16 protein-coding genes are annotated in these 17,758 nt (G+C 69.2%); 8 read left to right on the plus strand and 8 right to left on the minus strand.

The genetic code is table 11. From position 1 onward, the window contains the following. Positions 1 to 288: 288 nt before the first annotated feature. Complete coding sequence (locus QHF84_RS44130) at positions 289 to 1,632, plus strand: malic enzyme-like NAD(P)-binding protein (RefSeq protein ID WP_281319619.1); 1,344 nt, start codon at positions 289 to 291, stop codon at positions 1,630 to 1,632. Positions 1,633 to 1,695: 63 nt separating this feature from the next. Continuing rightward, positions 1,696 to 2,997, plus strand: a complete 1,302-nt coding sequence (locus QHF84_RS44135) for a hypothetical protein (RefSeq protein ID WP_281319620.1) — start codon at positions 1,696 to 1,698, stop codon at positions 2,995 to 2,997. Here QHF84_RS44135 and QHF84_RS44140 read toward each other — a convergent pair. Further along, positions 2,987 to 3,469 (minus strand): hypothetical protein, encoded by a 483-nt coding sequence (locus QHF84_RS44140; protein WP_281319621.1) that lies wholly within the window; start codon positions 3,467 to 3,469, stop codon positions 2,987 to 2,989. The genes QHF84_RS44135 and QHF84_RS44140 overlap by 11 nt on opposite strands. Positions 3,470 to 3,525: 56 nt before the next feature. Here QHF84_RS44140 and QHF84_RS44145 point away from each other — a divergent pair, with 56 nt between their 5' ends. Genes QHF84_RS44145 through QHF84_RS44155 form a run of 3 tightly spaced genes read left to right on the plus strand, consistent with a single transcriptional unit; the run spans position 3,526 to position 7,044 of the window. Then, positions 3,526 to 4,299, plus strand: a complete 774-nt coding sequence (locus QHF84_RS44145) for a dienelactone hydrolase family protein (protein ID WP_281319622.1) — start codon at positions 3,526 to 3,528, stop codon at positions 4,297 to 4,299. A gap of 43 nt (positions 4,300 to 4,342) precedes the next feature. Then, positions 4,343 to 5,662, plus strand: a complete 1,320-nt coding sequence (locus QHF84_RS44150; RefSeq protein ID WP_281319623.1) for a hypothetical protein — start codon at positions 4,343 to 4,345, stop codon at positions 5,660 to 5,662. 56 nt (positions 5,663 to 5,718) lie between these two features. After that, a complete protein-coding gene (locus QHF84_RS44155) occupies positions 5,719 to 7,044 on the plus strand; it encodes a hypothetical protein (RefSeq protein WP_281319624.1) in 1,326 nt (441 codons plus the stop codon). 51 nt (positions 7,045 to 7,095) lie between these two features. Here the strand turns inward: QHF84_RS44155 and QHF84_RS44160 are convergent, their stop codons facing one another. The 5 genes from QHF84_RS44160 to QHF84_RS44180 all read right to left on the minus strand — a co-directional run bounded on the left by QHF84_RS44160 (position 7,096) and on the right by QHF84_RS44180 (position 11,216). Further along, positions 7,096 to 7,524: a hypothetical protein gene (locus QHF84_RS44160; protein WP_281319625.1), complete on the minus strand. Its 429-nt coding sequence runs from the start codon at positions 7,522 to 7,524 to the stop codon at positions 7,096 to 7,098. 127 nt (positions 7,525 to 7,651) lie between these two features. Beyond that, positions 7,652 to 8,140: a hypothetical protein gene (locus QHF84_RS44165; protein WP_281319626.1), complete on the minus strand. Its 489-nt coding sequence runs from the start codon at positions 8,138 to 8,140 to the stop codon at positions 7,652 to 7,654. A gap of 9 nt (positions 8,141 to 8,149) precedes the next feature. Then, positions 8,150 to 9,757: a hypothetical protein gene (locus QHF84_RS44170; RefSeq protein WP_281319627.1), complete on the minus strand. Its 1,608-nt coding sequence runs from the start codon at positions 9,755 to 9,757 to the stop codon at positions 8,150 to 8,152. Then, a complete protein-coding gene (locus tag QHF84_RS44175; protein WP_281319628.1) occupies positions 9,757 to 10,404 on the minus strand; it encodes a hypothetical protein in 648 nt (215 codons plus the stop codon). Before QHF84_RS44175 ends, QHF84_RS44170 begins: the two co-directional genes overlap by 1 nt. After that, positions 10,401 to 11,216 (minus strand): metal-dependent hydrolase, encoded by an 816-nt coding sequence (locus QHF84_RS44180; RefSeq protein WP_281319629.1) that lies wholly within the window; start codon positions 11,214 to 11,216, stop codon positions 10,401 to 10,403. Before QHF84_RS44180 ends, QHF84_RS44175 begins: the two co-directional genes overlap by 4 nt. A 163-nt stretch (positions 11,217 to 11,379) precedes the next feature. Between QHF84_RS44180 and QHF84_RS44185 the strand changes: the two genes are divergently transcribed. The 3 genes from QHF84_RS44185 (at position 11,380) to QHF84_RS44195 (ending at position 14,728) form a co-directional block, all read left to right on the plus strand. Then, positions 11,380 to 12,894, plus strand: coding sequence for a M20/M25/M40 family metallo-hydrolase (locus tag QHF84_RS44185; protein WP_281319630.1), 1,515 nt, complete (start codon positions 11,380 to 11,382; stop codon positions 12,892 to 12,894). 45 nt (positions 12,895 to 12,939) lie between these two features. Further along, a complete protein-coding gene (locus QHF84_RS44190) occupies positions 12,940 to 13,551 on the plus strand; it encodes a hypothetical protein (RefSeq protein WP_281319631.1) in 612 nt (203 codons plus the stop codon). A gap of 184 nt (positions 13,552 to 13,735) precedes the next feature. After that, on the plus strand, positions 13,736 to 14,728 hold the full coding sequence (locus QHF84_RS44195; protein WP_281319632.1) for a hypothetical protein: 993 nt from the start codon (positions 13,736 to 13,738) through the stop codon (positions 14,726 to 14,728). An 83-nt stretch (positions 14,729 to 14,811) separates the two neighbouring features. Here the strand turns inward: QHF84_RS44195 and QHF84_RS44200 are convergent, their stop codons facing one another. Together QHF84_RS44200 and QHF84_RS44205 are read right to left on the minus strand one after the other, a co-directional pair. Then, positions 14,812 to 16,740, minus strand: coding sequence for a hypothetical protein (locus QHF84_RS44200; protein WP_281319633.1), 1,929 nt, complete (start codon positions 16,738 to 16,740; stop codon positions 14,812 to 14,814). A 5-nt stretch (positions 16,741 to 16,745) separates the two neighbouring features. Next, positions 16,746 to 17,546, minus strand: a complete 801-nt coding sequence (locus QHF84_RS44205) for a hypothetical protein (protein WP_281319634.1) — start codon at positions 17,544 to 17,546, stop codon at positions 16,746 to 16,748. Between the last annotated feature and the right edge of the window lie 212 nt (positions 17,547 to 17,758).

Below are 17,758 nucleotides of genomic sequence, written 5' to 3' on the forward strand. Positions count from 1 at the left end.
TGCCCGACCCCTCAGCAGATGGGGGCCGGCGCAGGCACGCGCCGCCGGACGGTCTGGGCGGCCCCGCACGTCTCCGACCGGACGCGACCGGCGTACGCGCTCGGCCACCGCGGCTGATGCAGCAGCGCGTCATTCACCGCTTCAATCCCATACACTGCCGCAGAAGCCCCGGATCCGCTCGGCTACGCCGCAGGATAACGCAGGGATGGTGATCGTGGGGCCTCTCTCGCCTGCCTGCTTCTCCCCGGGCTTCCACCTCGGCCGCTTCGTGGTATGGTCCGCGCCCCCATGAGGAAGACCAGCCTCGACACCGTACTTCGCGTCAAATGCAAACATCGCGTGGGCCAGCTCGCCCGCCTCGCGACGGCCGTGGCCGAGCAGGGTGGTTTGCTTGGTGACATCACCACCTTACGCAGCATGGAGAGCGATACGCTGCGTGAGGTCACGGTCGAGACGCTGGACGAAGAGCAGCGCGACCGCGTCATCGAGGCCGTGCGCTCCGTCGACGGCGTCGAGCTGCTCGACACGATCGACCGCGTCTTCGACATGCACAAGGGCGGCAAGCTGCACATGACGAGCCGGATCGAGCTCCGTCATCAGCGCGATTTGCGTTACATCTACACGCCGGGCGTGGCCCGCGTCGCGCGGGCGATCGAGCGCGAGCCCGAGCGCGCGCGGCACCTCACGGGGATCGGCAACTCGGTCGGTATCTTCACGAACGGCACGCGCGTCCTCGGCCTCGGCAACGTCGGGCCGCTCGCCTCGCTGCCGGTCATGGAAGGAAAGGCCGTCCTTTACGACAAGTTCGTCGGGATCAGCGCCTCGCCGATCCTCGTCGACACGCTCGATCCGCGGGAGTTCGTGGACACGGTCCTGCGGCTCTCGCTCACGTTCGGCGGCATTCACCTCGAGGACATCCGCATCCCGGATTGTTACAAGATCGAGGAAGAGCTCATCGAGCGCCTCGACAAACCCGTCATGCACGACGATCAGCACGGCACGGCCACGGTCGCGCTCGCCGCGCTGCTCAATGCGTGTAAAATGACGGGCGTCTCGCTGGAGAAGGCGCGCGTCGGGCAGATCGGCCTCGGCGCGGCCGGAAGCGCGATCGCCCGTCTCATGATGGCGCACGGGGCGCGCGACGTGCTCGTGACCGATCGGTCCGAGGAGGCGATGGCGTGGCTGAAGAGCCTCGGCGCGCACCCGGTCGATCTGCCCACGCTCATGCGCGAGGCCGATATCGTGATCGCGGCGACGGGGAGGCCGGGGCTCATCGATCCGAAATGGATCCGGCCGGGGCAGGTCATCTTCCCGCTGTCGAACCCGGACCCCGAGATCGAGCCGGTCGACGCGCTCGCGGCGGGCGCGGCCTTCTGCACCGACGGACGCAGCATCAACAATGCGCTCGCGTTCCCGGGCCTGTTCCGCGGCGCGCTCGCCATCGAGAGCCGCGCGATCACGCCGGAGATGCGTATCGCCGCGGCGCGCGCGATCGCATCGTGCGCCGAAAAGGGCGAGGTCGTCCCCTCGCCGCTCCTGCCGCACGTGCACGAGGCCGTCTGCGAGGCCGTCGTCGAGGCCGCCCGCGCCCAGGGCCTCGAAGGCACGGCGCGCCTCACGCGCAGCCGCTGATCCCCCTCCTCGCTGCACGCCTCTTGCCTTCCTGCGACCGTCGAGAGACGCGGAGGGCGGACCATGCGCGCGCTACCCTGGGCAATCCTGTACCTGGCGGCCACACCGGCCGTGATCGCGCCCTGCCCCACCGACCTTCCCAGCTTTCGTGACTGGCACGAGCGGACGACGCGCGCCTTCTTTGCCAGCAATCTCGACGACGACATCCTCCTCGAGACCGGTGCGACGCTGCGACGCTGCCAGCCGCAACTCGACGCGGTCCCCGTCGCCCGGAAATGCATGAGCCATTTTTCGAGCTTTTTCGAAGCGACGACGCGGGAGAGGCTGCTCGGCGGCCACCTGCTCGGCGCCTCGATGCCGGACGAGCAATACTTCTCCGAAATGCCGTATCCCGAGATGCTGGAGCTCCCGGAGGCGCTGAAGGACCAGCAATTCCTGCGGTGGCTCGACGAAAACGACGACGCATCCATCACGAGCGCGCTCGGGTACATCGATGGGCTCAACGAGACGATCCCGGACCCGCGATTCGAATGGATCGCATTCATTTACCAGTCGCAGCATCTGCCCACCCCCGACGGCACACGCGCGCTCGGCCGGTTCTTCGTCTACGTTCCGCACGAAGACTTCGACCAGTACATCCAGTTCGGGCTCCAGCAGGATCCAGCCGGTGAGCTGCCCAGAGGCGTCTCGGTCGTGGCCGTCCAGAAAACGGAAGCAGGAACGGGTTTGGCGCTGGAAACGCCGCGCGCGAGGCTGAAGGACTTCTGGCGGAAGCGCGACGGCGAAAGGATCGAGATCGGCACACGATTCGAGGAGACCGGCGTCGTCGAGAACTGCTACCGCTGTCACAAGCAGGCCACCCTCCCCATCACGCCCGATCCCCGCGCATTCGACGAGGACCGCTTCGGCGCGAAGCTTCGCAGGGTGAACGCGCGGATGGCGAGCCATGGCGCCATCGATCTCGACGGATTCACGCGCTCGGCCTACGGGCCGCCGATGGGTCCCCGCACCTCGCCGCTGCGAACGCCGGAGTTCCTCGCCGCATGCTCCGCCGGACGGGTCGAGCCGGCGCGGCTCGCGCGGCTCGCGGAGGTCATGCGATGCGCCGGTTGCCACGATGGCCACCAGCGCGGCGAGCTGAATCATCCGAGCGGGATCCAGTTGCAGCCCCAGGGCGAGACGCTGGTGAGCTTTTATGTCGTGAATCACCAGAAGATGCCGCTCGGCGCGACCGACCTCTCCGTGCCCGAGCGGGAAGCCCTCGTGAAATGCTTGAATGCCGAGTACTACCAGGGTTTCGGCGGAAAACCCGGGCTCCTCGAGGCGTGGATGCGACAGGAGGAGTGCTGGCAGGCTAGCGAGTGATCGCCACGATGGTCACCAGGGTCCCCTGCACCTTGTAAAGCAATCGCCGCGCGCCGATGCGGTTTTGCAGGTGTCCATCCTTTCGACCGTAGAGCGCCGTCACCCCGCGGGGCACCGGGTCGAAGGCGAGCGCGTCGATCTCCAGGGACACGTCCTCCCGCTCGGTCGGCCCGAGCGCATCGAGGTCTCGCACCGCGCGCGCGAGCAGCTCGATGTCGCGGACGTCCCGCCCTCGCCCCCGCCGGCTCGCGCGCGCCGCGCTGCCTCGCCACGACGTCGGCTCTTCGTATTCGTTCTCGGCCCAGGCCTCGGTGATCGCCTCGTCGTCGATGCGGAGCGCGAGCTCCTCCGCGAGCTTGGCCATGAGATCCACGGGGAGCGGCGCGTCCCCTTTCGAGAGCCGCCCCGCGATCGCCGTGAGCAGCTCTGCCTGTGCGGCCCGTACATCCTCGTCTCCGCGCGTCTCGTCCATCGGGCCCACGATACACGAACGTGCCCGCGGCGAGCGACCCGTGGTAGGGTCGGCGCATGCGCCCGGCGGCCTTCGCGTTCCTCTTCGCCCTCCTCGCGGCGGGCTCGCGTCCGGCGTCCGCCGAGGCGCCCCCGGAGACCGCCCCCGACAAGCGCCGCTGGTGTGCGTCCGAGCTTGCCGCGCTGCCGAACGAGGTCTGCTACTTCGTCCCCGAAAAACCCGCGCCCGGACCACGCACGCTCATCATTCACCTGCACGGCGTCGTCCAGCCCGATACGAACGATCAATGGAACTCGCAGCGCAACGCCGCGCGGGTGGGCGCGACGTACGGCCATACGGTGATCATGCCCCGGGGCCGCCGCGGGATCGGGCCGAAGACGATGGAGTCGTGGTGGGCCTGGCCGACGAGCATGGACGCGCGCCGGATCCACGAGGACGCGCTCGTCGCGGAATGGACGGCCGCGCGAACCGCGCTGGAGCAAGCCGCGGGCAAACCTTTCGAGCGCGTCTACATTTTCGGATTCTCGAACGGCGCGTATTACGCGACCTCGCTGGCGATGCGCGGCCGGCTCGACGTCGCGGGGTATGCGCTCTTCGCGGGCGGCTCGGGCGCGCCGTATCACGAGACGGAGGCGAAGGGGACGAAAAAACGGGCGCCGATCGTGGTCGCGTGGGGCGCGGGGGATCCCTCGCACGACAAGCAGAAGGCGCTCGCGAAGATGCTGAAGCGGATGCGCTGGCCGCACCTCGAGATCGGGCGTCCCCGCGCCGGCCACGCGATGACGGACGAGCAGGTCGAGAAGGCGCTCGCTTTCCTCGGCAGCCACTGACTTTCCATTTTACGGAACGCGCCCGGCCGGTGTCTCTGGCCGCATGCGTAGATCCATCCTCGTGGTTTCTCTCTCGCTCGGCCTCTTCGCCGTCCTCGCCGCCGCGTGCGGGGGCGGAGACGGTAGCTCCGGCAGCTCGGGAACGACGCCTCCTCCGAACACCCCCGTGACCGTCCTCGACCCCGTTTGCGGCGTGGAAGCCACCGTCTCGAAGACGCCCACGTATGCCGAGGATGTCGCGCCGATCTTGATGAAGAACTGCGCCACGTGCCACACGAACGGCGGAATCGCGCCGTTCCCGCTCCTCGACTTCGAGCAGACGAGCCCGCTCGCGGCCCTCATCGCGGAGCGCACCACGGCGCGCGAGATGCCGCCCTTCAATCCGAACAACTGCGGCGATTGCAACAAATTCCAGGACGCCCGGTGGCTCACGTCCGAGGAGATCGCCACGATCTCCGCGTGGGCCGAGGCCGGCGGCCCCGCGGGCGACCTCTCGAAAGCCCCGACGCCGCCCCCGCCGCCCACGGGCCTCGCCGACGCGAACCTCACGATCGACATGGGCGTCTCCTACACGCCCGACGGCTCGAAGGTCGACGATTACCGCTGCTTCATCGTCGATCCGGGCATCACGTCCGACAAATTCCTCACGGCGTACGAGGTCCTCCCGGGTGATCCGCGCGTCGTCCACCACGTCATCGCCTTCGCGCTCGATACGGCCGCGGCCGAGGCCGAAGCCGAAGCGCTCGACGCGGCCGAGGCGGGCCCCGGATACACGTGTTTCGGGGGTCCCGGCGTCGGCGCCTCGCGGTTCGTCGTGGGCTGGGCCCCGGGCGGCGGACCCACGCGATTCCCTGCGGGCACGGGCCTAAGGCTCGAAGGCGGGCGCAAGATGGTCGTGCAGGTCCATTACAACCTCGCGAGCGGCGCGTTCCCCGACCAGACGCGGATTGCGGCGGTCGTGCAGGATTCGGTCGACAAGGAGGCCACCATTTCGCGGGTCGCGGCGCAGGGGATCAACCTTCCGCCGCAGCAGCCGATGACGACCGTGACGAACGACGAGCCCGTCCCGGCGCAGGCCGGCACGGTGACGATGTGGGGCGTGGCGCCGCACATGCACGGGACCGGGAAGATCATGCACGTGGAGGCCGAGCACGACGGGCAGAAGCAATGCTTGCTCGACGTGGGGAACTGGGATTTCCACTGGCAATCGTTCTCGATGTACGAGACGCCCCCGAAGGTGCAGGGCGGCGACACGATCCGGATCACCTGCGGCTACGACACGACGGGTCGGGACACCGTGACGAAACAGGGCGAAGGGACCGAGGACGAGATGTGCATCGCGTTTTTCTACGTGACGCGGTGAGGGAACCGTTATCCGCCGAGGTGCAACCGCGCCGGGGGATGTGCTAGCCTCAGCGCGTGGCGAAGGAACGGGGGCGCGAGCTCGGGGCGGTCGCGATCGCGATCGTCGCGCACGTGCTTTTCCTCGCCGTCGCCCCGCGCAGCCCGGCGCCGGGGGCCGAGTTGTCGCCGCTCCGCGTCGAGCCTCCGGCGGATACGACGGTCGATATCGAGGAGGAAGGCCCGCCCGGCACGGTGACACGCGCGCCGGCCCCCGCGCCCGAGCAGGCACCTGCGCCCGAATCGGCCCGCGTGGCCGTGCGTGCACCTGCGCCCGTACCGGCGCCCGCGCCCGAATCCGCGCCCGCGCCCGCGCCTGAATCCGCTCCCGCTCCCGAATCCGCGCCCGCTCCCGAATCCGCTCCCGCGCCCGCGCCTGAATCCGCGCCCGCTCCCGCTCCCGAATCCGCGCCCGCGCCCACGCCCGCCGCGCCGAGCCTTCCCGTTGACGAATACGGCGGCGCGCCCGCGCCCGCGCCCGTCGTCGGCGCCCTTCCCGGTCTGGGCTCGCCCGTCTGGGCCGTCCCGGGCGTCGTGCCCGATGCGCCGGCGGCCCGGCCCGCGCCCACCACCATCGAGGCCCCGCGCCCCGTCGATTCCAATGCCGCGAGCCGCGTCCTCACGGGCACCCTTCACAACAAGGACAAATCCACCGGCATCGACGTCCCCGCGGCCGGCGTGGTCGCCTCCACCATTGCGAATGCCGTCCGCGCCTCGGCGGTCAAGGACGCCCGCGCCACGTTCGAGGTCAAGCTCGACGCGCAAGGCAAAGTCGAGGGGGTCCGCCTCGTCAGCACCACGGACGCCAATGCGAACCACTGGACCGGCGTCGTCGAGGCCGTGAAGAGCGGCCTTTCCGCGCGGTCCTTGCAGATGGGCCCGGACAAACAGGGCGTCACGGTCGTCGTCAAGATCGAGTCGAAGGTCCAGTATCCGGCCGGCAGCAAGGTGAAGGGCGAGATCAAGCCGCTCTGCGCGAACGAGGTCATCGAGCAGCTCGCGCAGGCGATCCAGGACGGGATGTCGCAGGGCGGCGGCGGTGGCTACACGCGCGGCATACGCGACGATCAGGGCCGGTTCATCCCGTACAGCGATCTCGACGAGGAGCGCAAAACCCGCTTCTGCATTCCGATCGGCATCGCCGGCGGGGGCGACCTCTCGAACTTCGGCGCCCACATGTACAACGTCGTGAGCTCCTCGTTCACGATCAAGCGCGCCGGAGAGCAAGCCTTGCCCGCGGATACGCCGCTGCCCGTGGATCGGAGCGCCCCGTGGGTGCCCGTCGCGCCGGGCAAGACGCGACCGCCGCCTCCGCCGAAAAAGAAGAAAAAGAAGAAGCGTTGAAAGCCGGTTCGGGCTGTCCCGCGTCGCCCGCCTGCGCGGCGGGGGCACGGTTCACTGCATACACGCGTCGTACGAATAGAACTGGTCCCACTCGACGGGCGCCCTGCAGGAGAGGCTGTAGTAGCAGCACAGACCCGTCACGGGATCCTTCGCCCAGGCAGACACCTGGGGGCATTCGTGCTTGACGTTCCGCGGCAGCGGGCACTCGGGCGGATTGTAGTGACACATTTCTCGCGAAATCGGCGTCATCGGGGCCCAGCACAAACACGCGTCGCAGTAGCTGCCTTCGATACACTCGCCGCAGGAATGGGTGCCCGGATGAAGACAACACTCCGGGTTCGGGAGCGTCGGGTCGAGCGGCTCCGCAGCGGGGGCCTCGATCTCCTGCGGCGGCTCGACCGCGCACGCGGCGACGAGCAACCCCTGCGCGGCGAGGGCCAGCGAAACGACCCCCATAAAACGAGACGAATATCGACGCATCGTGTCCTCCTGGAGAGTGGTCACACCAGATACCATTTCCCAGACTACGATGACGCGCCCCCCTGTGGCAAGGCGTCTGCTCTCGCGAGCGCGTATCGGCCGGTCGTCCCGTCCCCGCGCGACGAGCTTACTTCCCGGCCCTCGGATCCACGGGGATCACCTCGACCACGACGGGGCCGGGCTTCTGCCCTTTGACGTAGACCCGTGGCTGGTTCATGACCGAATACCAGAAATTGCCGTCCGGCGCGGCGATGAAGCCGCTGATCGTGTAATTGTCGAACGGGTCGAACTTCGATTGATCGGCCTGGATCTCGAACGCATACGGCGCCGGCCCCGAGAGCTTCTTCTTGATCTTCCCGAGCTCCACCCGCTCGGTCTTGCGGATGTTGCCGCCGGAGAGCGTCAGGATGAGCTCGAAATCGGGAGACTCGATCGGCTTTGCATTCTCGGCCAGCCGAACGAGCCCGGTGATGGTGCCGCCCGTCCACTCGGATTGCTCCACCGGCGCATCGTCGGGAGGCGGCGTGGAGGGCAAGTCGGGCATCGCGGGTTCGGGCTCGGCGCCTCCGCAACCGAGGAACGCAACGGCGGCCAGGGTGATCACCAGGTGCTTCATGAGGCACCCTTATCGCGGCTGCGCGGGCCGTTCCAGCGGGCGCGTCCTTTCAATACCTTTCACCGCTTCGAGCGTCTGAATCTGCGCGTCGAGCGTCTGCCGTTGCCTTCGTAGCCGCTCGATTTGCACGAGCGTATCCACCGTGGAGAGATCCGGCTCTTTCGCGGCGATGTCCACCACGCTCGCGACGCCGAGCGCGCTGCTCGCGCTGGCGAGCCCGTCGGCGACCGCGCCGGACGCGCTCGGAAAAGTCGAGGCGCTGCTCTGCTCGAGCCGCACGAGGCGGCCTTTCGTGTCGAACCCGAGCGCCAGCCTGCGCTTGGCGAAGGCGGCCGGATCGAACGAGATCGTCGCCGGAGGCTCGCGTGGATCCATCACGTCGATCCTCCGCGCGTCCACGATACGGATCCCCTCGTACGACTCCCCGATTCGCCCTTCGTCCGGATCCGCGATCTTCCCTTGCGAGAGCAGCCTCAGCGTGGCCGCGCGCGACGGACGATAAAACACGCGCCCTTCCGCTTCTTCTTCCTCGGCTGGCGCCACGCTCTTCGGGGTTTTCGGCGGCGCGCCGCGGTCGGGGGTCAAGGCGATCGCAATGCGGGTCGCGTTCCAAAGCTCCAGCATGGCCGGGTGATTGGCGAGCTTCGCCGGCACGTCGGCCGATTTCGTGCCCTCGGGGAGCGTGGCCTCATCGGGAATCTCCGCGACCTCGAAGACCCGCACGACGTCCCGCGTGATCGACTCCGGCGCGAACCGCTGCTCCTCCGCGAAGGCCTGGAGCCGGGCCTCGAAGGCGGTCGACACCTCCTTGCGCTCCTCGAGGGCCGCGCGGAGCGAGGCGTCGAGCAAGGCGCGCTTCGATTCGAGCGCCGCGAGCTCCTTCGCGTCCGCGGGGCCGATCTTGTCCTCGATCTCCCGTTTCGTTTTCCTGCGCTCGCTCGTGATGGCGTCGAGCTCGTGTCCGCGCAGGAAGAGCTTTCGGCCCTCCGCATTCGCGCCCAGGAAATACAAGGTCTGCATGGGCAAACCTTCGAGGTCCTCGCAGGGGAACTTCGCCGCCGAGGGATCGGCGCGGAGCTTTCCACAAACGAACGTCCGCGCGGCTTCGGTCCCGCGATCCGCGAGCCCCACGAGAAATCCAGCAATGGTGGCCGCCGCTTCCAGCGTATCGGCGAGGACCTGCCCCTCCTGCCCCGTGCTCTCCATGTTGATCGACGCGAGCAGCCCGCTACCATACGTCTCGACGGTCAACGAATCATCGGACGTGCGGCCCGGTTCGAGGTGGAGCGCATAAAACTCCCGCGTGTCCGGCACGTGAAGCACCGTGACCGTCGCCGCGCTCTGCTCCACGTCGAACGGCAGGCTCTTCACCTTGAACTCGTACAGCCCCGCGTCGTTTTTCTCGTACGAAACACTCCGCCGCGACGTGAGCGTGGTCCGGACGCCGACCTCGACGAGCGTCTTCGGCAAATGATACCGAATGCCCTCGGGCGCGGCCTCCCCGTACGCGTGTGGCCCGCTCCCGATCATACGCGTGCCCCCGCAGGCCGGCAGCACGGCGAGCGCCGCTCCGAGGACGACAAACCGTGCCGCGCGTTTCGCTTCCTCGAATCGCATCAGAGAATCACCATCGTCCCGAGCGTCTGCCGCATGTCTCGCAGATCCTGCGCATACCCCGGCGGCGCCGTCACGAGCCATTCCTCGACGAGGCCGAGCCAGCGCGTGCGAATCTCGTCCACCACCTTCGGATCGGGCGTATCCACGACCGCGCGCACGGTCTCGGCGTCGAACGCGCGCCACCGCTGCCGCCCCTCCGGCGAATGCCAGCGCGGTTTGCCCTCGAACCCGACGACGAGCCGCGCCCCGAGCCCCGCGAGCCGCGAAAGAAGTGGGCCCGCGCCCGTGTCGCAGCACATGAAATGCAAAGCTCGATTGTCAGCCCAGAGCCTGAGCTCGTCCTCGGGGAAGTCGTCGGCGAGGAGCAAGCCTTTGGGCGAATTCGTGTCGAGGACGCGGCTCGGCTCGCCGTGCGAGGTCACGAGGATCGCCCCGTAAGGCCGCTCCTCTTCCGCCGCGGCACGAAGGGCGGCGAGGACGGTGCTGCGCTCCGTGAGCGTGCGCCCGAAGCGCACGACGCGACTGCCGAGGCCCGCATAAAGCGAATCCCGCATCCGCTGGATCTCGACCGTGTCCTCGTCGTACGCGCTGTCGATCGAGAGGACGCGTCGTTCGATCCGCGGGCCGGATTCGACGGGCAACGTCATGCCATGCCCTTCGCTTCGAGCCATTGCCGCGCGAGGCCGTCGATCTCGGCTTCGAGCGGATGAAAATCACGCCGGAGATAGGACTTGATGCCCCGCAAAAACACACGCTGGCCGATCGGATGCTCGCGAAGCTTGCGCAGCTCGGCCAGGAGATCGACGTCGCCGCGGCGGCGGTCCTGATCGAGGAGCACGAGCGTCCCGGCGATCCAGAATGCCGCGAGCGTGGAGGCGGCGAGGGCCATGCCGGCGACCCGCAGGCCGTAGCTCGGCGCGACGGTGCCGAGGACGTCGAATGCGACGGCGCGGTGCTCGATCTCCTCGGCGGCGTGCCAGAAGAGCAGATCGCGCAGCGCCGGGTGGGCGCGATCGAGGAAGCGCTCGCGGAGGGCGTTTTCGGCCATGATGGCGGTGAAATGCTCGGCCGCCGCGGTGACGGCGAGCCGGAAGGCCGGCGGGAACGCGGGTTCGAGGATGCCGTACGCGATCTTCTCGTAGACGCGGAGGAACGGCTTGATCTCGTAGCCCTGCTCCTCGAGGCGCTCGAAGAAGCGCTCGTGCGTGCGGGCGTGGCGGCCCTCCTGGGCGAAGAAGCCTTTCACCTGGGCGCGGAGCTCGGGGTCGTCGAGTTTGTCGAGGTAATGGTGGACGCTGCGCACGAAGAAACGCTCGCCCGCCGGAAAGAGCAGATTGACGCCGTTCGCGATGTGCGTCGCGAGCGCGTTGCCACCGAACCAGTGGCGCGGGACGGTCTCGTCGAAGTCGAGGCCAGGATCACGAGGCTTGATGGCGGGGCGTTCGTGGGAGGTCTGCATGGCCGAGTCCAGGGACGATTCGAGGGTACCCTCACGCCCTTGCCCGGTCAACGCGATGCTCCCGAGAATCGCGGCAAGCCGGATGCTCCGAGGAACATGCTTTCACCGCGCGTGATCCGGCCATTTTCATCGCGGCCGACTTGCGCCAAACTCGCGCCCCGCGATGTCCGCCCAAAGCGCACTCCTCCTCGCCACGCTCTCCCTCGCGGCCTGCTCGGCCGCAGAAATCCCGACCCCCGAGCGCGTCCCCGCGCCCGCCGCCGCGCCCGCCCCCGCCGCCGCGGCCCCATCCGCCTCTGCCGCCGCGCCCGCGACCGCCTCCGCCGCCGCGCCCGCCCCCGCCGTCCCCCGCGATCCGAACGTCGACAAACTCCAGATCGCCGCGCAGGTCGACTCGCGCGCGTACGACATGGTCCGTTCGCTCGTCGACGAGGTCGGGCCGCGGCTCGCGGGGTCGCTCGGGGACAAGGCCGCCGTCGCCTGGGCCCTCCGCACCATGAAGGAAAAAGGGCTCGAAAACGTACGCGCCGAAAAGGTCATGGTCCCGCATTGGGAGCGCGGCCCGGAGAGCGGGCGTATCCTCGCGCCCCACGGCCACACCCTCGCGATCACCGCGCTCGGCGGGAGCGTCGGGACGCCCGGTAAGGGGCTCGAAGGCGAGATCGTCATGGTCGAGTCGCTCGACGCGATGGCCGCGATGGACGAGGCCAAGGTCAAGGGCAAGATCGTCTTCTTCTCGGCCGCCATGACCCGCACGAAAGACGGCTCGGGGTACGGCAAGGTCGCCGGGATCCGCCACCGCGGCGCCGTCGCCGCCGCCAAGAAAGGCGCGATCGGCGTGCTCCTCCGCTCGCTCGGCACCGATCACGACAGGCTCCCGCACACGGGCGCCATGGCCTACGAAAAGGACGTCCCCAAGATCCCGGCCGCCGCGATCTCCGTGCCCGACGCCGAGCTCCTCGAGCGCCTCGTCGGTCAGGGCAAACCCGTCCGCGTGAGCTTCTCGCTCGGCGCGAAGCTCTTGCCCGACGCCGAGAGCGCGAACGTGATCGGCGAGGTGAAGGGGCGCGAGAAGCCCGACGAGATCGTCCTCATCGGCGCGCACCTCGACGCGTGGGACCTCGGGCGAGGCGCGATCGACGACGGCGCCGGATGCGCGGCCGTCGTCGAGGCCGCGAGGCTCGTGCTCGGCCTCGGCGCGCGGCCGCGGCGCACGATCCGCGTGGTGCTCTTCGCCAACGAGGAGAACGGCCTGCGCGGCGCCTTCGCGTACGCCAAGGACCACGCGGCCGAGCTCGACAAGCACCAGCTCGCCCTCGAGATCGATCTCGGCGCGGGCCGCGCGCACACGACGCGCTTCCTCATCGACGAGGCGTCGCGGCCCCTCGCCGAGCGGATCGCGAGCCTCGTCACTCCGCTCGGGCTCCAGTACGACAAGGGCCCGGCGCACGGCGGCGCCGACCTCATCCCGCTGCGCGCCGCGGCCGTGCCGCTCGTGGATCTGCACCAGGACGCGACGAACTACTTCGACGTGCACCACACGGCGAACGACACGCTCGACAAGGTCACGAAGGAGGATCTCGATCAGGTCGTCGGGGCCGTGGCCACGGTTGCATGGGCCGCTGCCGACGCGCCGGAGACGTTCGCCCGCGTGCCGGAAGCGCTGCGGAAGCGCTGAACAACGCGCTTTTCGAGGACGACCGCGCCGGCCTATAGTCGCTCGATGCGAATCGGTATCGGCTGGAAAATGCTCGTCCTCGGGACGATCTTGGGGCTCGTCGCATGCGGCACGGAAGAGCCCCCTCCTCCCTCCACGACGAGCGGCACGGGCGGCAGCGGCGGCGGCGAGCCGCTGCCCCCGGCGCGGTGCGGCGAGCTCTGCGATCACGTCGCGCAGATCAACTGCTTCGTGTGGGCAGACTGCGCGGAGGATTGCGCGGACTACCTCGGCGCGGACGAGGCGTGCAAAAGCGCGTTCGAAACGCTGCTCGGCTGCTGGGCGGATCGGAAAGCGGATTTCACGTGTATGCCGACGCAGGTCGTGGCGCCGGCCAGTTGCAAGGCCGAGGAGGACGCGTTCCGGGCCTGCGCGCAAGGACAAACGCGGAGCGATACGGCCGGGTGCACGGGGCAAAGCGGCACGAACGCCCCCGAGACGTGTACGAGCGCGACGACCTGCGCGGGGGTCGGCGAGCTGCGGACGTCATGCGCCAAGCTCGACGACGGCACATGGCAGTGCGCCTGCCGGTCGAATACGTCCCTGCTCGGGACGTGCACGGAGCCGACGGGGCAATGTGACAATCAAGAGGGCTGCTGCGCGGCATTTTTCTACTGACGTTGGCGTAAAACCCACCCCGCGCGGAGCGGCGCGCGCTCTAGGTCCGTCGACGACGGGTGCGTCGAGGCCACCCTCCGGGGCCACGGCCGTGGCTTCGACCCCTGAACGGAGGGCACGGAGGGCGAAAAACCCGCCATCCACCCCTCGACGCGGCCCCGCCTTCGCGTTACAGGGGCGGACCATGAAAACCACGTTATCGTTTGTCGGGATGCTCTCCCTCGTCGCAAGCGCTTTCGCGTGCGGCGGCGGGGAGACCGAGGTGAAGAACCCGTCGACGGAGGAGGCGAAGCCGGCCGAGACGACGGCCACAAAGACGCCCGAGCCCGCAGCCACCACGGCCGCGACGACGACGAGCACGACGACCACGACCGAGGCGAAGAAGCCCGCGCCCCCGCCGCCCGTGGTCGAGGACATGAAGCCGAGCGAGGACCCGAAGCCGCTGCCGAGCGTGAAGATCACGGCGCCGAAGAACGACGCGTCGATCGGAGACCTGGCCAAGGCGAAGGACTTCGAGATCAAGCTCGACGTGAAGGACTGGGCCACGGTCGAGAAGGGGCCGCACGTCCACCTGATCCTCGACGACCTCCCGTACAAGGCGATCTACGACACGAAGAAGCCCGTGAAGGTCTCCGAGCTGCTGCCCGCAGGCACCGAGCTCAAGGAGGGCGAGCACACGCTCGTCGCGTTCGCGAGCCGCGCCACGCACGAGTCGGTCAAGGGCAAGGGCGCGCAGCAGCTCGTGACGTTCTGGGTCGGCAAGAAGGGCAAGAGCACGTTCGACCCGAAGAAGCCCCACGTCGTCTACAGCCGGCCCAAGGGCGAAAACAAGGGCGCGATGGGCAAGGAGCTGCTCATCGATTTTTATCTCTTCGGCACGGCGCTCGACAAAGGCGAGAAGGTCAAATACACGATCGCCGGCCCGAGCCTGACGACGCCGCTCACGGGCGAGTTCACCACCTGGGCCCCGAAGGTCGCAAAGGACCTGCCCAAAGGCGACTACGAGGTCACGCTCGAGCTCGTCGACAAGGACGGAAAGCCCATCGAGGGCCCGCTGACGAAGACGACGCGCAAGGGAATCGCAGTCGATCCCGAGGCCGCCGCGACCGATCCGCACGCCGGCCACGGCGCCGAGCCTGCCGCGCCCGCCGCTGCGCCCGCCCCCGCCAAGAAGTAAATCACCGATCACGACGAGGACAAACTCGTCCTCGCGCGGGCCGCTCTCGCCTGGAGAGCGGCCTCTTGCGCGCGCGCCGGTCGTCAGGGATCGAGCGCGAGCCGGCCGATCCAGAGGGCGCCGTCGTTCCGAGGAAGGAGGCCGTTTTCCCCCTCGGAGAACCCGAAGACCGCGCTCACGATCGACACCTCGCCCTCTTCCACGTCGAGGCCCATGAGCCCCGCGTTGCACGAGAGGATCCGATACCCGAGCGGCGCGCCCGCGGGGTCGAGGGTGAACGCGAAGAGCGCGCTGCCGACGCCCGCGCCGAAGCTCGGGGTGCCGCCTGGGAGCGGCTCGCCGCCGACGCTGAAGCCCGACGTCGCGCGACCTGCGAGGACCACGCGCCCGTCCTCGGCGACCGCCACGTCGCCGAGCGTGAACGCCTCCACGAAATTGCTCGCCGCGTGATCGAAGTGTTGCCCCCAGATCACCTGGCCGTCGCCATCGAACGCCACGACGAACCCATCGTCGCTCATGCCCGAGCTCGCGACGACCTCTTGGCCGAGATCGATCACGCCGGTGAAAGGCCCCGCCGCCACGACCCCGCCCCCGGGCCGCGCCGCGAGGCGCACCTGGTAGCCCTGGCGCGCGCGGACTTGCCCGAACTCGCGCGCGAGGATCGGCGTGCCTTGGGGATCAAACGCCGCGACGAAGAGCTTCGACTCCCCCGGCGCAGAGAACGCGGGGCCCACGATGGGCGAAAGGCCATTGCCGAGATCGAGCACGCCGGCGGTCAAACCCACGACCCAGGTATTGCCTTGCGCGTCGGCCACGACGTCGAGGGCCTGCTGATCGAACTCGTCGCCGTAACGGCGCACGTAAAGCAGCGCGCCCGCGGCGTCGTACGCGGTGAGGAGCAGGTCCGCGGAGCAGTAATCCGAGGGCGGCGTGGCCTCGACCGGGCCGTCGGGGAACGGGATCGTGCCGTAGAGGCTCTTCGCGAGGCTCACGCCTCCATCCGGGCGCGCCGCGACGCGCGGGATCGGCGGGTTGCAGGCTTCGAGCGGGAACAGCCCGTCCTCGACGAACCCGGCGCTCCACGCGGCGGTGCCCGCGTCCGACATGCGTGCCACGAAATAGCCGCGTCCTCCCGTGTTGTTCAGGATGACGCCCGCGCCGAGATCGATCTTCGTCGTGAAATGGCCCGCGACGAAGAGCTCGCCGCCTTCCAGCGCCGAAAGCGAGGAGACCCCGTCCGCGCCCGTCGAACCGAACGTTCGATCCCAAAGGATCTTCCCCTGCGCATCGAACCGGACGAGCCCCGCCGCGCCCCCGCCGTCCGCCGCGACGATCCGATCGCCGAGGTTCACCCCGTCGACGAAGTGGCCGCCGAAGACGAACCCGCCCCACGCGTGCTCGACCTCGATTGCGGGGAGAAAGCTGCCCGGGAGCTGCGGGGGGATCGAGACGAAGCGCGGCAGGAGCGGCCCCGCGGCGGCGTCCTTGCGGGAAAACGTGATCTCGGTCGGCAGCGGCTGGAGCGGCGTTGCCGAGTCGTAAAAGGCCTGCACGTTGGCGGTCTCGGCGTCGTACACCGCGCCCTGGAGCTCCATGGGCCGGCCGATCGAGCAGAGCCACGCGAGCTCGTCGCCGGGCGCCTTCAGGCTCAGGCCCGTGAACGGGACGCGGACCGTCGCATCGTTATATACCTCGGTTTCCAGCGGAAACAGCGAATCTCCACCGGGCACGTGGATCTCGGAGACGACCGGCACGAGGGGGCTGTCGGTCGTGGTCACGTCGAGTTTGTCGAGCCAGATCTCGGCCTCGTCCTCCTCGCTCCACGTGACGAGGGTGGCCGTGAGATCGAAGGCGCCGTCGAGCTGCACGCGACCGTCCTCGCGCGTGGAGAGCTCGACCTCGGGGTTCAAAAAATCGACGAGCAGGTTGCCCCCCTCGCCGCGGCAAGCGACGAGCGCGAGCGCAGACAAGGAGGCGGCGAGGAGAGGCGCGGCGGGCGAGGACGAGGCCATGGCGATCAGTAGCGTACCGTGAACTGCGCGGAGGTCGGCCCCACGCGCAAAGACGCGGCGGTGGAGGTCGGCGCGCTACGTGCGCCGTAGATCCAGAAGCCCATCCCCGCGGCGGTGCTCACGAGCGCGAGGGCGAGGGCCCGGGAGGCGAACGGATCCGGCAAACCCTCGAGCTTGTATTCGTCGGCCATCGCGGACGCGAGGCTCACGCCGCCGAGGCCCGCGCCGAGGGCCGTCGCGAAGATGCCCATCTCCGTGAGCTGATCGCTCCGCCGTGGGCCGGGTCTCCCGTCGGTCCCGAGCCCGACGAGCACGGCCACCCCGGAGCCGATGCCCATACCGATGCCGCCGGCGAGAAGGAGCCTGCCGGCGAAGTCGAGCTGCGGGTCGAGCACGCCATAACAACCGGCGACGCCGCATCGCTCGTCGCTCGTCTCCGCGACGCCCATCATGACGCCGCCGGCCACGATGAACGCCGCGCCGAGGCCGAAGACGGCGAGGCTGTACGGGACCGTCGACGAGCGAGCCGGCGGCGGGGGCGGATCCTTCGGCGCGGGCGGCGCGGGCCGCGTGGCCGGGCGGGTCGCGGGCGCGGGCGCCGGGGGTTTTTCCTCAATGGCGATTGCCGTGTCCTCGGGCGCGGGGGACGGCGCGGGTTCGTCCGGGCGCGCCGCGGCCGGCGCGGGTTCGTCCGGGCGCGCCGTGGCCGGCGCGGGTTCGTCCGGGCGCGCCGTGGCCGGCGTGGCCAGTGCGAAAAGCGCGCCTGCGAGCGCCGCGGAGAGATGCCGTTTCGAGAAGGAACGCACGATGTGATGCTTTCAACGCGAGGCGACGCGGCGGACGACGCGGGTGGTGCGCTCGTTCGCGCCCCTCCAGCACGCGCCACGTTCTCAAAGTTTCACGCCTCGCACAAGCCGACGGCACGTTCGCCTCGGGCTGGATCGCGTACGAAGCCACACGAAAAAGAGCGCCACATCAAACGCCCTTCGCTCGCAGCAATGTTCTTGATCCGCTGCGC

It is taken from the genome of Polyangium sp. y55x31 (assembly GCF_029946505.1).
In the GTDB taxonomy this organism is placed as follows: Bacteria; Myxococcota_A; Polyangia; order Polyangiales; family Polyangiaceae; genus Polyangium.